15 protein-coding genes are annotated in these 15,623 nt (G+C 60.5%); 7 read left to right on the forward strand and 8 right to left on the reverse strand.

Going from position 1 to position 15,623, the window contains the following annotated elements:
* Positions 1 to 314: 314 nt before the first annotated feature.
* Positions 315 to 740, reverse strand: a complete 426-nt coding sequence (locus tag BN77_RS21830; protein ID WP_007536073.1) for a BA14K family protein — start codon at positions 738 to 740, stop codon at positions 315 to 317.
* Positions 741 to 1,100: 360 nt separating this feature from the next.
* A complete protein-coding gene (locus tag BN77_RS21835) occupies positions 1,101 to 2,306 on the reverse strand; it encodes an ROK family transcriptional regulator (protein WP_007536075.1) in 1,206 nt (401 codons plus the stop codon).
* Positions 2,307 to 2,527: 221 nt separating this feature from the next.
* On the opposite strand from BN77_RS21835, the gene BN77_RS21840 reads away from it, so the two are divergent.
* The 6 genes from BN77_RS21840 to BN77_RS21865 all read left to right on the forward strand — a co-directional run bounded on the left by BN77_RS21840 (position 2,528) and on the right by BN77_RS21865 (position 8,585).
* On the forward strand, positions 2,528 to 3,766 hold the full coding sequence (locus tag BN77_RS21840; protein ID WP_007536076.1) for an extracellular solute-binding protein: 1,239 nt from the start codon (positions 2,528 to 2,530) through the stop codon (positions 3,764 to 3,766).
* 76 nt (positions 3,767 to 3,842) lie between these two features.
* The gene (locus tag BN77_RS21845) at positions 3,843 to 4,727 is read left to right on the forward strand and encodes a carbohydrate ABC transporter permease (RefSeq protein ID WP_007536078.1); all 885 of its coding nucleotides are present in this window, start codon (positions 3,843 to 3,845) and stop codon (positions 4,725 to 4,727) included.
* Positions 4,727 to 5,572, forward strand: coding sequence for a carbohydrate ABC transporter permease (locus BN77_RS21850; protein WP_007536081.1), 846 nt, complete (start codon positions 4,727 to 4,729; stop codon positions 5,570 to 5,572). The genes BN77_RS21845 and BN77_RS21850 overlap by 1 nt, the downstream gene beginning before the upstream one ends.
* Positions 5,569 to 6,591, forward strand: a complete 1,023-nt coding sequence (locus tag BN77_RS21855; protein ID WP_007536083.1) for an SIS domain-containing protein — start codon at positions 5,569 to 5,571, stop codon at positions 6,589 to 6,591. The genes BN77_RS21850 and BN77_RS21855 overlap by 4 nt, the downstream gene beginning before the upstream one ends.
* A complete protein-coding gene (locus tag BN77_RS21860; protein ID WP_007536086.1) occupies positions 6,592 to 7,521 on the forward strand; it encodes a PfkB family carbohydrate kinase in 930 nt (309 codons plus the stop codon).
* The gene (locus tag BN77_RS21865; RefSeq protein ID WP_007536088.1) at positions 7,518 to 8,585 is read left to right on the forward strand and encodes an ABC transporter ATP-binding protein; all 1,068 of its coding nucleotides are present in this window, start codon (positions 7,518 to 7,520) and stop codon (positions 8,583 to 8,585) included. The genes BN77_RS21860 and BN77_RS21865 overlap by 4 nt, the downstream gene beginning before the upstream one ends.
* An 8-nt stretch (positions 8,586 to 8,593) precedes the next feature.
* On the opposite strand, the gene solA is transcribed toward BN77_RS21865, so the two are convergent.
* The 6 genes from solA to BN77_RS21895 form a co-directional block, all read right to left on the reverse strand.
* On the reverse strand, positions 8,594 to 9,754 hold the full coding sequence (gene solA / locus BN77_RS21870) for an N-methyl-L-tryptophan oxidase (protein WP_007536090.1): 1,161 nt from the start codon (positions 9,752 to 9,754) through the stop codon (positions 8,594 to 8,596).
* Positions 9,755 to 9,763: 9 nt separating this feature from the next.
* Positions 9,764 to 11,257 carry an HAL/PAL/TAL family ammonia-lyase gene (locus BN77_RS21875; RefSeq protein ID WP_007536092.1) on the reverse strand — a complete coding sequence of 498 codons (1,494 nt, stop codon included), beginning with the start codon at positions 11,255 to 11,257 and terminating at the stop codon, positions 9,764 to 9,766.
* Entirely contained in the window at positions 11,254 to 12,030 is a 777-nt protein-coding gene (locus BN77_RS21880; RefSeq protein ID WP_007536094.1) for an ABC transporter ATP-binding protein, read from the reverse strand. The genes BN77_RS21875 and BN77_RS21880 overlap by 4 nt, the downstream gene beginning before the upstream one ends.
* Before the next feature lie 28 nt (positions 12,031 to 12,058).
* Entirely contained in the window at positions 12,059 to 12,763 is a 705-nt protein-coding gene (locus BN77_RS21885) for an ABC transporter permease (RefSeq protein ID WP_007536096.1), read from the reverse strand.
* A gap of 9 nt (positions 12,764 to 12,772) precedes the next feature.
* Positions 12,773 to 13,498 carry an ABC transporter permease gene (locus BN77_RS21890; RefSeq protein WP_007536099.1) on the reverse strand — a complete coding sequence of 242 codons (726 nt, stop codon included), beginning with the start codon at positions 13,496 to 13,498 and terminating at the stop codon, positions 12,773 to 12,775.
* Positions 13,499 to 13,597: 99 nt separating this feature from the next.
* Positions 13,598 to 14,440, reverse strand: a complete 843-nt coding sequence (locus BN77_RS21895; protein WP_007536101.1) for a transporter substrate-binding domain-containing protein — start codon at positions 14,438 to 14,440, stop codon at positions 13,598 to 13,600.
* Between the two features lie 192 nt (positions 14,441 to 14,632).
* Between BN77_RS21895 and hutC the strand changes: the two genes are divergently transcribed.
* Complete coding sequence (hutC, locus tag BN77_RS21900) at positions 14,633 to 15,379, forward strand: histidine utilization repressor (RefSeq protein WP_007536104.1); 747 nt, start codon at positions 14,633 to 14,635, stop codon at positions 15,377 to 15,379.
* The last annotated feature ends 244 nt before the right edge of the window (positions 15,380 to 15,623 follow it).

Below are 15,623 nucleotides of genomic sequence, written 5' to 3' on the forward strand. Positions count from 1 at the left end.
CGTCCTGCATGTGGTTGTCGATCGGCCGTCTTGTCCTCGGAGAGGGCGACCAAATGCCACTCGCCGCGAGGAGGTGTGGCTCTGCCGTCTTATTGGGATTTTGCGTGTTGCTGGCCCTCAGCGCGCTCTGATCCCATGCTCTGCGACGGCGCTACCCTCTCACTTGTTCTCTCCGGACCTGGCGATATCATCTCGTAAGGGGATCACCCTCAGGCAGGCAAAATGACCAGGAACGAGCACGGTTTTGCGCTGCGTTTGGGCTGCGCCAACTCTGGCTCGAGTGGGATCGCAAAAAGCCCCGAGAAGGCAAGTGATTAGCGCCATTTATAGGGGCCGGCACATTGGAGACGGGGTCCATAGTAGGGCTGGAACGTGTTGTCGAATGCCCTATACGTACGATAGCGTGCAAAGCACCAACTCACATGGCTTCCACCTTCATAGGCAACCGACGGTTCATACTCGCGGTATGGCCGATAATAGGCATACGGCCGATGCTGATATCTGTAAGAAGAGCCATAATATGCGGCAAGGTACGGGCCGTAGTGCGGCTGTGTTAGTGCGCCGCCGAGGATCGCGGCGTAATCACCGTAGGGGCCACCGTCCCCATGGCGCCATTGTACGGATTCTACCTGCTGCGGCGGTTTGATCCCGGGTGGGCTGATTGCTGGAAATGCCTGGGCTGGCATATTGAAGAGAGCGCTTGTGATCAGACCAAACACGACCAGGACCAGTTTACCCATGACCGAGCCTCCTTTGCTCTCCAGGTGGGAAACATCCAGCATCATGCAGGAAATGCCATAAGGTTGCGACTCCAATACGAAGGAGCGAGTCAAGGAGTAATGCAAATGCATTGTGCGTCGATGTCCCCGGGATTTTTGTGACATTTACTGCAAGATACCGGAAATCCGGATTATGAAGCCACTTCATGAGAACAACGCCAAGTCAAGACGGCAAGCATCTGTGGGAACTCGATGGTCAGGACGGTTAGTTGGCGTGGTCCGGCCAAGAGCCGGTGGCCGTCAATCTCGAGATTGAGCCACTCGAACAACAGCCGGAAAATGTTTCCATGGATCGACCCGATCCATCGGCTGCAAGCGTTCTTAGAGCGAATCCTTGAGAATGGCTGCAAAGCTCGGATCGAAGGCGCGGCTGATAGGCTCGGCGGCCGCACCAAGCGCCACGGCCCATGGATCAGTCATACCAAGCTGGAAGCGAGGAATTGTCCTGTCTCGGCGATCTGCGATCGATGATGGCAGAGGATGCATCGCCTCGATGAGGCGTCGCGCCAAGGCCTCCGGCGCACCGCCGCAAAGAATGACCGTCTGCGGATCAAAGAGCGATTCGATAAGGTGCACGCTCCAACGCAGATCCATTACCGCTTCTTCGATCCAGCTCTGTATTCTTACATCATCCTTCAGCGCCAGTTCGTTCACCATCACATAGACGCCGGGATCTGCCGGGTCGATCGCCAGGTGCTGGTAGAGCGAGGCGAGCGAGGCGCGATGTTCGAGTGGCGTCGGGCTGCCGCTTGCAGAAAGGAGGGCCATACCGATTTCACCCGCATTGCCGTTGGCACCACTGTAGAGTTCCCCACCGAGGATCAGGCCCGCACCGATACCATAGCCGAGATAAAGGCAGACAGCGTGATCAAGCCCCTGGGCAGCCCCCACCATGCGCTCTGCCGTGGCGCATGCCGCCGCGTCGTTTTGAAGCCGAACGCCAAGCCCGGTGCCTGTTGCCAGCGTCTCGAGAAGGGGAAATTTCTGCCAGGCGGCCATCATCCAGGGATCGTCACCCGTCGCCTCGACACCGAACGGTCCGGGCATTGCTGCTCCCAGGCCAACGAGCCGGCGCTCCGATTGCGCGACAAGCCCGGCAAGATCGCGGCGCACCTTCTCGATCAGTTCGAGAATAACCGTTGCACCGTGCGACGGCCCATCGGGCGGCAGGTTCGCTTCGGCCCGCGTCAGCACATTGCCGACAAGATCGACGGCGATGGCCCGCGTCAGGTGACGATCAATCTGTAATCCGATTGCAAAGGCCCCTTCTGGCACCAGCCGATAGGGTGTAGATGGCTGCCCCCTGCCCTTGCGGACGGCTTCCTGCGCGGTCACCAGCCCTTCCTGCTCGAGTTCGTCGATAATGTTCGACACGGTCTGTTTGGTAAGCTTCGTGGCGCGTGCCAGATCAGCGCGCGAGAGCGCCCCGTTCATCCTGAGGGCATCCACCATCACTCGCCTGTTATGGGCGCTGGTGCCTTCGTGGTTGGTGCCGCTCTTTGCCCGTATTGGGCGCGCGTCGTTCATCTTAGTTCCCTCTTGACAGCAGTAGAATATTGAAGAAGAAATAAGTCAACACAATTGACCTAATAAGGAACCAAAGAGTTCCAGGGAACGAGACGAGCCGAAAAACCGGCTCTGAAGACGCTCTGAGACTGGCAGCTGGCCCACCGGCGCCTTTTCGACAACCGAGGGCGGCGATAGCCGCCTTTGGAAAACGGGTGAATGTCAAAAAACTGGAGGCTGGAATGTTGAAATCCCTAAACAAGACGCTGCTCGGCGCAGCGCTGATCGGCGCATCTTTTGCGCCACATGCTTTTGCCGAAACCACGATCAATGCGCTATTCATGGCGCAGGCGGCCTATAGCGAAGCCGACGTCCGTGCCATGACGGATGCCTTTTCAAAGGCAAACCCTGACGTCAAGGTCAATCTCGAATTCGTTCCCTATGAGGGCCTGCACGACAAGACCGTGCTCGCTCAGGGATCCGGCGGTGGTTATGACGTCGTCCTCTTCGACGTCATCTGGCCGGCCGAATACGCGACCAACAAGGTGCTGGTCGACATTTCCTCGCACATTACCGATGATATGAAAAAGGGCGTCCTCCCTGGCGCATGGACCACGGTTCAATACGACGGCAAATACTATGGAATGCCGTGGATCCTGGACACCAAATACCTGTTCTACAACAAGGAAATCCTTGAGAAAGCCGGCATCAAGGCGCCGCCGAAGACCTGGGATGAGCTGACCGAGCAGGCAAAGACGATCAAGGACAAGGGCCTTCTTGCAACACCGATCGCCTGGAGCTGGGCCCAGGCTGAAGCCGCCATTTGCGATTACACGACGCTCGTCAGCGCCTACAAGGGCGATTTCCTGAAGGACGGCAAGCCGGACTTCCAGAATGGCGGCGGTCTGGACGCGCTGAATTACATGGTGTCCAGCTACAAATCCGGCCTGACAAACCCGAACTCCAAGGAATTCCTGGAAGAGGATGTGCGTAAGGTCTTTGAGAACGGCGATGCCGCGTTCGCGCTGAACTGGACCTACATGTACAACATGGCGAACGATCCGAAGGACAGCAAGGTCGCGGGCAAGGTCGGCGTCGTCCCGGCTCCGGGCGTGGCAGGCAAGAGCGAGGCGTCGGCCGTCAACGGATCGATGGGCCTCGGCGTCACTACCGCCAGCAAGCATCCGGATGAGGCTTGGAAATACATCGCCTTTATGACCTCGCAGGCGACGCAAAACCAGTACGCCAAGCTCAGCCTGCCGATCTGGGCCTCCTCATATGACGACCCGGCTGTGACGAAGGGTCAGGAGGAAATGATCGCTGCGGCCAAGGTCGGTCTCGCCGCCATGTATCCACGCCCGACGACCCCGAAGTATCAGGAGCTCTCGACAGCCCTGCAGCAGGCGATCCAAGAATCCCTGCTTGGCCAGTCCTCGCCCGAGGACGCGCTGAAGTCGGCTGCCGAAAACAGCGGGCTCTAAGCGAGACTACAACCGTCCAGGCGGCCTCGTGCCGCCTGGCTTGATCCGCCAATCCGATGAATTGAGAGGGCGCCTTATGTCCGGCACCTGGATGACAACCCGCGCGTGGCTTTTGATGTTGCCGCTGCTTGTCGTGATGATCGCCGTCATCGGATGGCCGCTGGTCGACACCGTCGGCCTGTCCTTCACCGACGCCAAACTCGTCGGCACCGCCGGCAACTTCGTCGGCATCGACAATTACGTGAAGATGGTTTCCGGTTCCAGTTTTCAGCGAACATTGATCACGACCACCTGGTTCGCGGTCATTTCGGTCGCCGCCGAAATGGTGATTGGCGTGCTTGCAGCCCTGCTACTCAATCAGGACTTCCGTGGCCGTGCGATTTTGCGTGCCCTGATGATCCTGCCCTGGGCGCTTCCGACAGTCGTGAATGCGACGCTCTGGCGGCTGATCTACAATCCGGAATATGGCGCACTCAACGCAGCGCTGACGCAAATCGGCCTGATCGACGCCTATCGCTCCTGGCTTGGGGAGCCGGGTACCGCACTTGCCGCACTGATCGTTGCCGATTGCTGGAAGAACTTCCCTTTGGTGGCTTTGATTGCCCTTGCTGCCCTCCAGGCCGTCCCCCGCGAGGTCACGGCCGCTTCGCTCGTCGATGGTGCCGGTCCCTTCGCCCGCTTTCGCTTCGTGATCCTGCCTTATCTCGCCGGTCCACTGATGGTGGCGCTCGTACTGCGTACAATTGAAGCCTTCAAGGTGTTCGATATTATCTGGGTCATGACCCGTGGCGGCCCGGCCAACAGCACGAGGACGCTGTCGATCCTGGTCTATCAGGAAGCGTTCTCCTTCCAGCGCGCCGGCTCCGGCGCTTCCTTGGCCCTGATCGTCACGCTGCTGGTGACGCTGCTCGCCGTTGCCTATGCCGCCCTGGTGCGCAAGACCGCTGGGAGTGCCGCCTGATGGAACGCAAAAGCCCGATCTTTTCAGCCTTCATCTATGCCTGCGCATTGCTGCTTACTGCCGTCATTCTGGCACCGGTTCTCTGGCTGTTCGTCATGAGCATCTCGCCGGCGGCCGATCTTGCCGCCAAGCCACTACGCTGGTGGCCACAGTCAGCCGACCTCTCGCGTTACGCCACCCTGCTGTCGACTGTCGAAAATAGTGCCGGGGCAGCCTTCACCTCGTCGCTCAGAAACAGCATCGAGGTTGCCGGCATGGCGACGATCGCCGCCATTGCACTGGCCATTCCGGCCGGTTGGGCTGTGTCGCGAACGCCTTCCGTCGGCTGGTCACTGTCGATGGTCATCGCTACCTATATGCTGCCCCCGGTAGCCCTTGCCGTGCCGCTCTACATGGGTCTCGCCTACCTCGGTATGCTGAACAACGTTTTCGGCCTCGCCCTTGTCTACCTGACGATCCTTGCACCCTTCACGACATGGCTGATGAAATCAGGCTTTGACTCGATCCCGAAGGAAATCGAAGCGGCAGCCATGATCGACGGCGCGGGTCTGCTTCAGACCTGGAAAATCATCACCCTGCCGCTCGCCATGCCGGTGGTTGCAACCTCGGCGCTGTTTGCCTTCCTGCTCGGCTGGGATGAATTCTTCTATGCGCTGCTCTTCACCTCTGACCAGCGTGCCAAGACACTCACGGTTGCCATTGCCGATCTGGCCGGTGGCCGTGTCTCCGATTACGGACTGATCGCAACCGCCGGTGTGCTCGCCGCCCTGCCCCCGGTGCTGGTTGGTCTTGTCATGCAACGGGCCCTGATTTCAGGACTGACAAGTGGCGGCATCAAGGGATGAGAAGCACAATGGAAACCACACGACCAGTCGGTCTGATCGCGATCGATCGCGAGATGGCGCGTCAGCATGCGGATGCGCTGGCGTCCTACAACGCTGCAGCACAAACTGCTCAAGCTATCGCGGCATCGCTGAAGAAGAATGGCAGGCTCCTTCTTCTCGGTATGGGCGGATCTCATGCCGTCGGCCGCGCCGTCGAGCCTCTCTACCGCGCCCTCGGCATCGATGCGATCGCCCTGCCGCTCTCCGAACAGCTCGGACAACCGCTCCCGCTGGACGGGCGAACAGTCATCATCACCTCTCAATCTGGCGAAAGCGCCGAGGTCGTTCGCTGGTTCAATGAGACCGGCGGTGGCTCCGACACGTTCGGCTTGACGCTGGAGGCCGGATCGTTTCTCGCGCGCACCGCCCCTTCCCTGATCGGTGTCGGTGGCACGGAACTGGCGTTTGCCGCGACGCGCAGCCTGACCGTCTCCTTTGCGCTGCATCTGGCAGTGCTGGTGGCCATTGGCGAGGATCCCGCGACCGCGCTTGCCGCTCTGACCTTCCCCGAAGCGCCAGACATCGATGCCGCTCTTGCTGCCCTGGACGGTGTGGCAACGGTGGTTACCTCCGGGAGGCGTTTGCAAGGTCTTGCGGAAGCGTTGGCGCTTGGCTTGACAGAACTTTCCCGTCGCCCTTGCTTTTCACTGGAGGGCGGCCAATTGCGACACGGACCGATGGAGATGCTCGGCCCGGCGATCGGCGTCGTCCTTTTTCGAGGCCATGATCACACGACAAGCCTCGTCACCGCCATGGCCACATCGGTTGTCGAAACCGGCGCACCGGTCATCATCTTCGATGCTTCTGGCGAAGAGCCTGTCGCAGGCGCGATCACCATCGGTTTCAAGCCGGCCTCGGGCTTGGCCGCGATATTCGCAATGTTGCCGGTGGCACAGCGCTTCATGATTGCCTTCGCCAATGCGCGGGTCGACAACGCCGGGACACCGGTGCGTTCGACCAAGATTACCCGGAGCGAGTGAATGCGTCCGCTTGCAGTCATCGGAAACGTCAATGTGGATCTCATTCTCGGTCCGGCAGCTCCCTGGCCAAAAGCCGGCACCGAGATCATCGTGGATCATGACGAACTTCGCGTCGGCGGGGCAGCCGGTAACAGTGCCCTCGCCTGGGAGGGGCTCGGTATCCAATTCGAGATTGCCGCAAATGTCGGCAACGATCAGTTTGGTCGGTGGCTGAGCGAGGCGTTTGGGGAGCGGACTGCGAAGTGGTCAGTGTGCCCGGAGCAAACGACACTGTCCGTCGGCATCACCCATCCCGACGGGGAACGCACGTTCTTCACCACCCGTGGCCATCTGCCACGCTTCAATCTTGCCCATGTGCTTGCTGTTCTCGATGGCACGCAGCTGTCGGGCGGATTTGCTCTACTTTGCGGCTCGTTCCTGACCGACGATCTCACACGCGACTACGACGCGTTCTTCGACTGGGCGGATCGGCATCAAATTGCCGTTGCGCTTGATACTGGCTGGCCGCTCGACGGTTGGACGAACGAGAATTGCGATGCGACGCGACGCTGGCTTTCCCGCTGCGCAATCGCGCTGCTCAACGAAGTGGAATCGACCACCCTTGCCGGCATTGACGACCCCGTCGAAGCCGCAGCCGAGATCCGGTCGCACATGCCAGATGGTGCGATCGTCGTTGTCAAACGCGGACCCGACGGGGCGCTGGCGATCGGCGCTGATGGACAGGGAATTTCGGTTGCCGCCCCATCGGTCAAGGTTGTCGATACGATCGGCGCCGGCGATGTCTTCAACGCCGGTTTTCTTGCCGCACTGGCGCAGGAAAAGTCGCTTGCCGCTTGCCTGAAGGCGGGAACCGAAGTCGCCTCGCGGGCCATTTCCACCCTTCCGCGCAGCTACGGCGGACAATCAGCATCCGAGGAAACCGCTCAATGAGTGCGCTTGAAATCGTCAATATCCGTAAGACATACGGCGATGTCGAAACTCTGAAAGGCATCGAGATCGCGCTAGAGAGCGGTGAATTTCTCGTGCTGCTCGGCTCCTCGGGCTGCGGCAAGTCGACCCTGCTCAACATCATCGCTGGACTGGCCGAGGCGACAAGCGGCGACGTGCGCATCGGCGGGCGCTCGGTCCTTGGCGTACACCCAAAGGACCGCGACATCGCGATGGTCTTCCAGTCCTATGCACTCTATCCCAACCTGACGGTCCACCGAAATATCGGCTTTGGCTTGGAGATGCGCAAGGTTCCCGCCGCCGAACGGGACCAGGCAGTGCGCGAAGCCGCCAAGCTCTTGCAGATCGAAAACCTCCTTGAGCGCAAACCGAGCCAACTGTCGGGCGGCCAGCGGCAGCGCGTTGCGATCGGTCGGGCGCTGGTGCGAAAGCCCGAAGTTTTCCTGTTCGACGAACCGCTCTCCAATCTCGATGCGAAACTGCGCATGGAAATGCGTACCGAACTCAAGCGCCTGCATCAGATGCTGAAAACCACTGTCGTCTATGTCACGCACGACCAGATCGAAGCCATGACGCTCGCCACTCGCATCGCCGTCATGCGCGATGGGCGGATCGAACAGCTTGGCACCCCATCGGAGATTTACGACAGGCCGGCAACCCTCTATGTCGCCACCTTTGTCGGCGCGCCTCCAATGAACCTTTTGAACGTTAGGGTTCACGGCGGTCAACTTCAGATCGACGGGAGTGACACCGTGTTGCCGCTGCCGGACGGACTTGAGACCCGACCCAAGGATAGGCAAAAGCTGATCATAGGCATTCGGCCGGAAGCATTTCGGCTCGGCTCTTCGGAACTGATGATTCCGGCAAAGTGCGAGGTCGCGGAATTGACCGGACCGGAGCTTGTCGTCACCGCCTTTGCAGGCACGCAACGGATCATGGCCAGCCTACCGCCCCGCACGGCCTTGGAGAATGGACGACCGCTAACGCTTTCGTTTGACCGGGAGGCAATTCACCTTTTCGACGCGGAAAGCGGATTGCGCCTATAGGGCCTAGATCAGACCGGCTTTCGAGCAGCGACGAAGCGGTTCATCGCATCAAAGGAGAAGGCGGCGATCGGCAGGTTGGTTCCACCCTCGAGGGCCAGGTCGGCGAGAATCTCGCCGACGACGCTTGTGAACTTGAAGCCATGCCCGGAGCACGGCGAGGCGACGACCACGTTCGGATTGCCGGGCGCAAGGTCGAGAAGGAAATCCTCGCTCGGCAGCATTGTATAACGGCATGTCACCGCGTTGACGCGCAACCCGGCCGCCGCCGGCACGCGCTTGGAAATAAAGCCGTCGAGCAGGCTTGTATCCGCATCATTGACCGGCGGATTGGGCTGGTTTGGATCTATCGGCTCGCGAAAGTGCGCGTGGCGGCCGACCTTCACGCCATCGACGCCGATTGCCGGGAAGCCGAAATAGGAGCCTTCTGCCCCCTCGTCCCTCAGGAAACACGGCATCCGTTGCGGTTCGGTCGCAAACCCGTCTCGCGGCTGATACCAGGCAACCACCTGCCGTATCGGGACAGCATGCGCCTGCAATTGCGGAACCAGCTCGGCGATCCAGGAGCCGGTCGCAACGACGACCTTCTTGGCGCGATATTGGCCGTCAGCGGTGCAAATTTTCACGCCGCCGTCGCTTGTCTCGATCGCAGTCACCCGTTCGCCGAAGTGAAGGACCGCGCCATCCTGCGCCGCAAGTTTAAGATAGCCCATGACAGCCACTTCTGGCCTGAGATAACCGCCCTGCGGGTCGAGAACGGCAATCTCGTCCTCATCCAGTTGGAAGGCGGGAAACCGACGCGCCATATCCGCCCTATCGAGAACCTCGTGCGGTAACCCATGCATCCTGCAGGACGCGCGCGTTCCCGCAACAACCTTGCCGTCGTCGGCGCCAATCTGGAGGACACCGGTAATCGTCAATACGTCTGCACGAAGCCGGGTTTCCAAATCGCGCCAGTTGCGATAGGCGCGCTGAAGCAGCGGCACGTAGGACGGATCCTCGAAATAACCGAGCCGAATGAGGCGACTATCTCCATGTGAAGAGCTAAGCGCATGCGCTGGAAAATAGGCATCAATCCCAATCGTCTTGGCGCCCCGCGCAGCAAGAAAGGAAAGCGCTGCGCTTCCCATTGCCCCAAGACCAATGACGGCCACATCGAACCCAGCTGTCATTTTTGCTCCTCATCTCACAGTTGGCGGTGCTTCCTCGCGGATCAAGGTGCGAAGGGCTTCCATGTCGCCGGCCAGCGGCCGATCGTCGCCGTAATGCGCAACGACGGCCCGTGTGGCGTGGTGAATTGCTTCCGTGCCCTTGGCGCGCGCTCCCGTCAACGTCAGGAAATCATGCGCCTGGGCAGCAGCCATCAACTCGATTGCTAGAATATATTCGGCGTTATCGATCACAGATAAAAGCTTGTTTGCCGCCGCCGTCGGATGGGCAAGAAAGTCCTCCTGGAGACCAGAGGTCAGGCCGCCATCTGTGGAGGCGGGTGCAGCCAGCCTGCGGTTCTCGTTGCTGAGCGCCGCCGCCGTGTACTGCGCGATCATGAAGCCGGAATTGCTGCCGGCGTCGCTCGCCAGGAACGGCGGCAGACCGCTGACCAGAGGATTGACGAGCCGGTCCATGCGACGCTCGCTCATGGCGGATATCTGCGCAAGGGCGATCGCCAGGCTGTCGCAGGCCTGCGCAAGCGCCGGCGCCACCGCATGGGCCTCCGAGGAGACAACCGGATTTTCCGGCGTCCCTGACACCGCCGGATTGTCGGTAACTGAGGCAAGTTCGCGATCGACAACCTCAGACACAGTGTCAAAAACATCGCGGGCCGCGCCATGGGCGTGCGGGACCGCACGCAGGCTAAGCGCATCCTGTGTACGTTTGCCAAGGGCGGCTGCGATCAGGCCGCTGCCATCCAGGCGCCCCCTTAAAGACGCGCCAACATGCGCGATGCCGCGCGACGCACGCAGAGCCAGGACGGCTTCGTCGAATGCTGCCATCTGGCATCCCGATGCCTCCAGCGTCAGGGCCGCGACCGCATCCGCCCAGTCGAGCAGGCGGCTGACGCGTTCCAGGGCAACACTGGCTAGACCAGTTGCACAGGCCGTACCGTTGACAAGGCTCAATCCTTCCTTTGCAGCGAGCACGAGCGGCCGAAGGCCGATCGCATTCAGCGCCTCGCGACCATTCATCCGCTTGCCCGCCACCGATGCACTTCCCTCGCCGATCAGAACGAGCGCCGTGTGGGCGTTATGTGTCAGGTATCCGGCCGAACCTTTGGACGGGACATCAGGCACACAGTCCCGTTCCAAGAATGCCGCCAGATGACGGACGATTTCCGCACGCACGCCGGAACGCCCGTGCGCGAAATTGGCGATTTGCGCAGCGATGATCGCTCGAACCTCACGCGCCGCCAACAGCTCGCCAACCCCACAGGCATGGCTCAAGATGATGTTGCGCGATAGCCGGCTCTGGGAGGCACGATCAACCACCGTATCGGAAAGAGCACCGACGCCGGTATTGATGCCGTAGGCGCGCGCGCCCGTTTCGACGATCCTTTCGACGATCCGGCTGGCATTATCGACACGGGCCCATGCGGCAGGTGAAAGCGAAAGCGTGTCGCCTGCCGCAACGCGTGCGACGTCGCGCCAGCCGATCCGCGTATCGATGGCAACCATCATTGTCCGCTTCCGAAATGACCGATGAACTGGCGGAAGGCAGGCGAGGCGCCGCCGCCGAACATTTCGTCCGGGGCGCCGCTGCTTTCGACCAAGCCTTCCTTCATGAAGACAACGCGGTTTGAGACATTGCGGGCAAAACTCATCTCGTGCGTGACGACCAGCATGGTCATTCCCTCCTCGGCGAGCGCACGCATGACACGCAACACCTCGCCGACGAGCTCAGGGTCGAGGGCGGAGGTCGGCTCGTCGAAAAGCATGACCTTCGGCTTCATCGCAAGGGCCCGGGCGATTGCGGCGCGTTGCTGCTGGCCGCCCGACAGGTGCGCGGGATAAGCATGTCGCTTGTCTGCTATACCAACCTTTTCCAGCAGCACCTCGGCTTCGGCGATGCATTCAGCACGTGGACGCTTGAGGACATGAACGGGCCCCTCAATCACATTCTGCAGGATCGTCATGTGCGACCAGAGATTGAAGGACTGGAAGACCATGCCGAGTTCCGAGCGGATGTGGTCCACCTGTTTCTGGCTCGCCGGGCGGCTCGTGCCACCCTTGTGGACCATGCGGATCTGTTCTCCGTCGACCCAGATCTCGCCATCGGTTGCGGTCTCGAGCAGGTTGATGCAGCGCAGGAAGGTGGACTTGCCCGAGCCGGAGGCCCCAAGCAGTGAGATAACGTCGCCATCCTGCGCATCGAGGGATATGCCGCGCAGGACCTCGTGCGTGCCGAAGCTCTTGCGGATGTTGTGTACGGAAAGTCGGGTAACGCCTGGCATAAAAGCTCCAATCGTGTCCGTAAGGCTCTCAGGCTTTCAGCGCCGGCGGAATCGCGCGGCGGTGTCGCGAGAGCGAATACTCGAGCAGGGACATCGCCTGCAGAATGATGAAGTTGAGAACGAGGTAGATGATGGCAGCACAGAGAAACACTTCCATCGTGCGGTACGTTTGCGAAATCAGCCGCTGCGCCACACCGGTCACTTCCCACACCGTGACCAGGCTTGCGAGCGCCGTCGATTTCATCATCAGGACGATCTCGGTGGAATAAGCCGGCAGTGCGTGCCGGAAGGCGATCGGTGCCAGGATGCGACGAACCAGCAGCGCACCGGACATGCCGATGGAGCGCGCCGCCTCAATCTCGCGCGGCGAGACGGCGCGAATGCCGCCACGGAAGATTTCGGCCGAGTAGCCGGCCGTGCAAAGCGCCAGCGATAGAACGGCGCAAACGAACGGTTCGCGTAGAAACGGCCAGAGGAAGGAGTAGCGGATGAAGGCGAACTGACCGAGGCCATAAAAGACGAGGAACATCTGGATCAGCAGCGGCGAGCCACGGAAGACGAAAATGTATCCCTTGGCGATCGCCGAAAGCACTGGGTTGCCGCCGACGCGCATCCAGACGATCAGGAGCGCCAGCAGGCCGCCAAAGAAGACCGAAAGAGAGAACAGAGCCAAGGTCATCGGAACGGCCTTGAGCAGGGTGGTCATTGTTTGAGCGAGAAAAGCGAAATCCATCTTCCTACCTCACGCCTTTCCCATGGCCGCTGTCGGCATGCTGCGATTGGCGCGCCGCTCGGCGCCGTTAAAGACGCGGTCAGAGAGGCTGGTCAGGATCAGATAGAGAGCGCCGCCAACGATAAAGAACAGGAAATACTGTCGCGTCGAACCGGCGGCGACCTGACTGGTACGCATCAGCTCCGCCAGGCCTGTCACCGAGATCAGCGCCGAATCCTTCAAGCTGAGCTGCCAGACGTTGCCGAGACCGGGGATCGCGAAACGCAGCACCTGCGGGATGACAATCCGCCGAAACCTTAGGCCACGATGCATGCCGATCGCCGACGCGGCCTCCAGCTCACCCTTGGAAATGGCAAGGTAGGCACCGCGGAAGACTTCCGCCTGATAGGCGCCGGAGATGATTCCGACAGCCAGCGCACCGGCGAGGAACGAGGGCAACCCGAGGAAACCCTCGTAACCCATCGCCTTGCCGATCGAGGTGACGGCGGAGGAGCCTCCAAAATAAATCAGATAGATGATCAGCAGTTCCGGCACACCGCGAAAGACGGTCGTATAGACGTTGCCGAGTGCAACGAGCGAGGTTCTGCCGGACAGCTTCGCCGCGGAGATTATCGCACCAAGCACGGCGCCGATCGCAAGCGCACTTGCAGTCACGGCGAGCGTCATCAAGGTGGCAAGCAGAAGCAGCGCCCCCCATCCGGTCGAGCCGAATCCAATCAGTTCCAGTGTTGCCATGTCACGTTCCCCGCGCCCGCCGCTGTCTCGGCGTGTCAGAATAGCATACGGCCCCCGGCATTGAAGCCGGAGACCGGGACGTCCGGCCGCCGCCGGAAATCAGTTCTGCGGGCTGACGTCGACCTTGAACCACTTCATCGACAGGTTTTTCACGGTACCGTCGGCAAGCGCGGACTTGATCGCTTCGTTGAACTTGTCACGAAGGTCGGTATCGGCCTGGCGAATGCCCAGGCCCTCACCCTCGCCCCAGATCGAGCCGACGATTTCAGGACCGGTAAATGCCAGCGTGTCATTGGCAGACTGGAAAGCGTTCGCAAAGTAGACGGCATCGTCAAAGCCGAGATCGATACGGCCGTTCTGCAGATCGAGATCGCGGTCAGCGCCGGTCTTGTATTCGCGGATTTCCGCGATGTCGCCGAAATTGTCGTAGACGAACTTCGCATAGACGGTGGCGGCCTGAATGCCGATCGTCTTGCCCTTGAAGGCCGCCTTCAGCGCATCGATTTCCTTAACGCCGGTCTGGCCTGGTGTCATCTTGATCGTGGCGCCCGTCCCAGCTGCATTGGCCAGCGGGCTGTCCTTGGCCGTTGCAAAGGCTGCCGGTGTCGCAGCGTAGGGGATCGTAAAGCCGATGACCTTCTTGCGATCGTCGGTGATCGACAGGGCATCCATGATGACATCGAACTTGCCGGCATTGAGCGCCGGGATCATGCCGTCCCAGTCGGAGGCGACGAGCTTGCATTCAATCTTCGCGCGTTCGCACAGAACCTTCGCAAGCTCTGGCTCGAAGCCGCCGAGCGTGCCGTCGGCATTGGTCATGTTCCAGGGCGCGTACGCACCCTCAAGTGTAATCGTGGCAGTCTTCCAGTCCTTGGCCGCAACAGGAGCAGCAAAGGCCGAAAGCGCAAAGGCGCTGGAAAGAAGAAGCGCGCTGAATTTCATTGGTTCTTTCTCCTCTGAAGTGACGATTGACCTTACGGTCCGACACCGGTCTACGCCGGCTTGCCCGATGCCGACCTTTTTGCTGGCCGATCTTTCGAGAGGTTGTATAGGGTACCATATGAGATATTTTGTGTTATGCAAGAGGAAAGTCGACTTATCGAGCGGATTCCACCGTTGCAAAAGGAATAAGCAATGAAGCGTCCAGGCGAGATGAAGCGGGACAACGATACCGCACCGCTCTACGCCGGTGTCAAGCAGATGATACTCGACCGGATCCATAGCGGCGAGTGGCCCCCAAAGCATCGTGTGCCTTCTGAAAACGAACTGGTGAGCGAGCTCGGCGTCAGCAAGATGACGGCCAACCGGGCGCTTCGTGAACTCGCAAGTGAGGGCGAACTGGTTCGCATTCAGGGCGTCGGCTCGTTTGTCGCGGAGCGCAAGGGTTACTCAGCCTTGTTCGAGGTGCGCAACATCGCCGAAGAGATTGCAGAGCGCGGCCACGCACATGAGGCTTCCGTGGTGATTTTGGGCCAGGAACCAGCCTCCCCGGAGACGGCGGACGCACTGGAACTCGATATCGGCGCGCCTGTGTTTCACTCCTTGATCGTGCACAGCGAGAACGGCGTGCCGGTGCAGATCGAAGACCGCTTCGTCAACCCGGCAGCAGCGCCAGATTATCTGGCCCAGGATTTCGCTTCGCTGACCCCGAACGCCTATCTGACGGCAACGGCCCCGCTGAGCGGCTCCGAGCATATTGTCGAGGCTGCCATGCCGCAGTCCTGGGAATGCAAGCTCTTGACGATCCTCAAGAACGAGCCATGCCTTGCGATCCGTCGCCGCACCTGGTCAGGGCGGCACGTCGTCTCCACGGCGCGCCTCATCTATCCCGGCAACCGCTACCGACTCGAGGCTCGTACAGGCAAGGTCTTCGAGGATTAGCCACCTGGTTGTATATGGAACATCGCTCTGGTTTTTGGAGATAGCCAGGTGCGGCGGCCTTGCGTTCCAGGTCCGGCGGAGGCTGATAGTCTGCATCCGATCGTATGACGAACCCCCAAAGCGCAAGCGTTTGGTGGACGCCCCCAAGGAAGCCTCGACGATCGCACTCCGAAGCGCATCGCGCACCTACTCAACTTGACCGTCCGAGGTGCCGACCGAGGTCACGAGGGTAGGCCCGGACCCT

The organism is Rhizobium mesoamericanum STM3625 (assembly GCF_000312665.1).
Taxonomy (GTDB): Bacteria; Pseudomonadota; Alphaproteobacteria; order Rhizobiales; family Rhizobiaceae; genus Rhizobium; species Rhizobium mesoamericanum.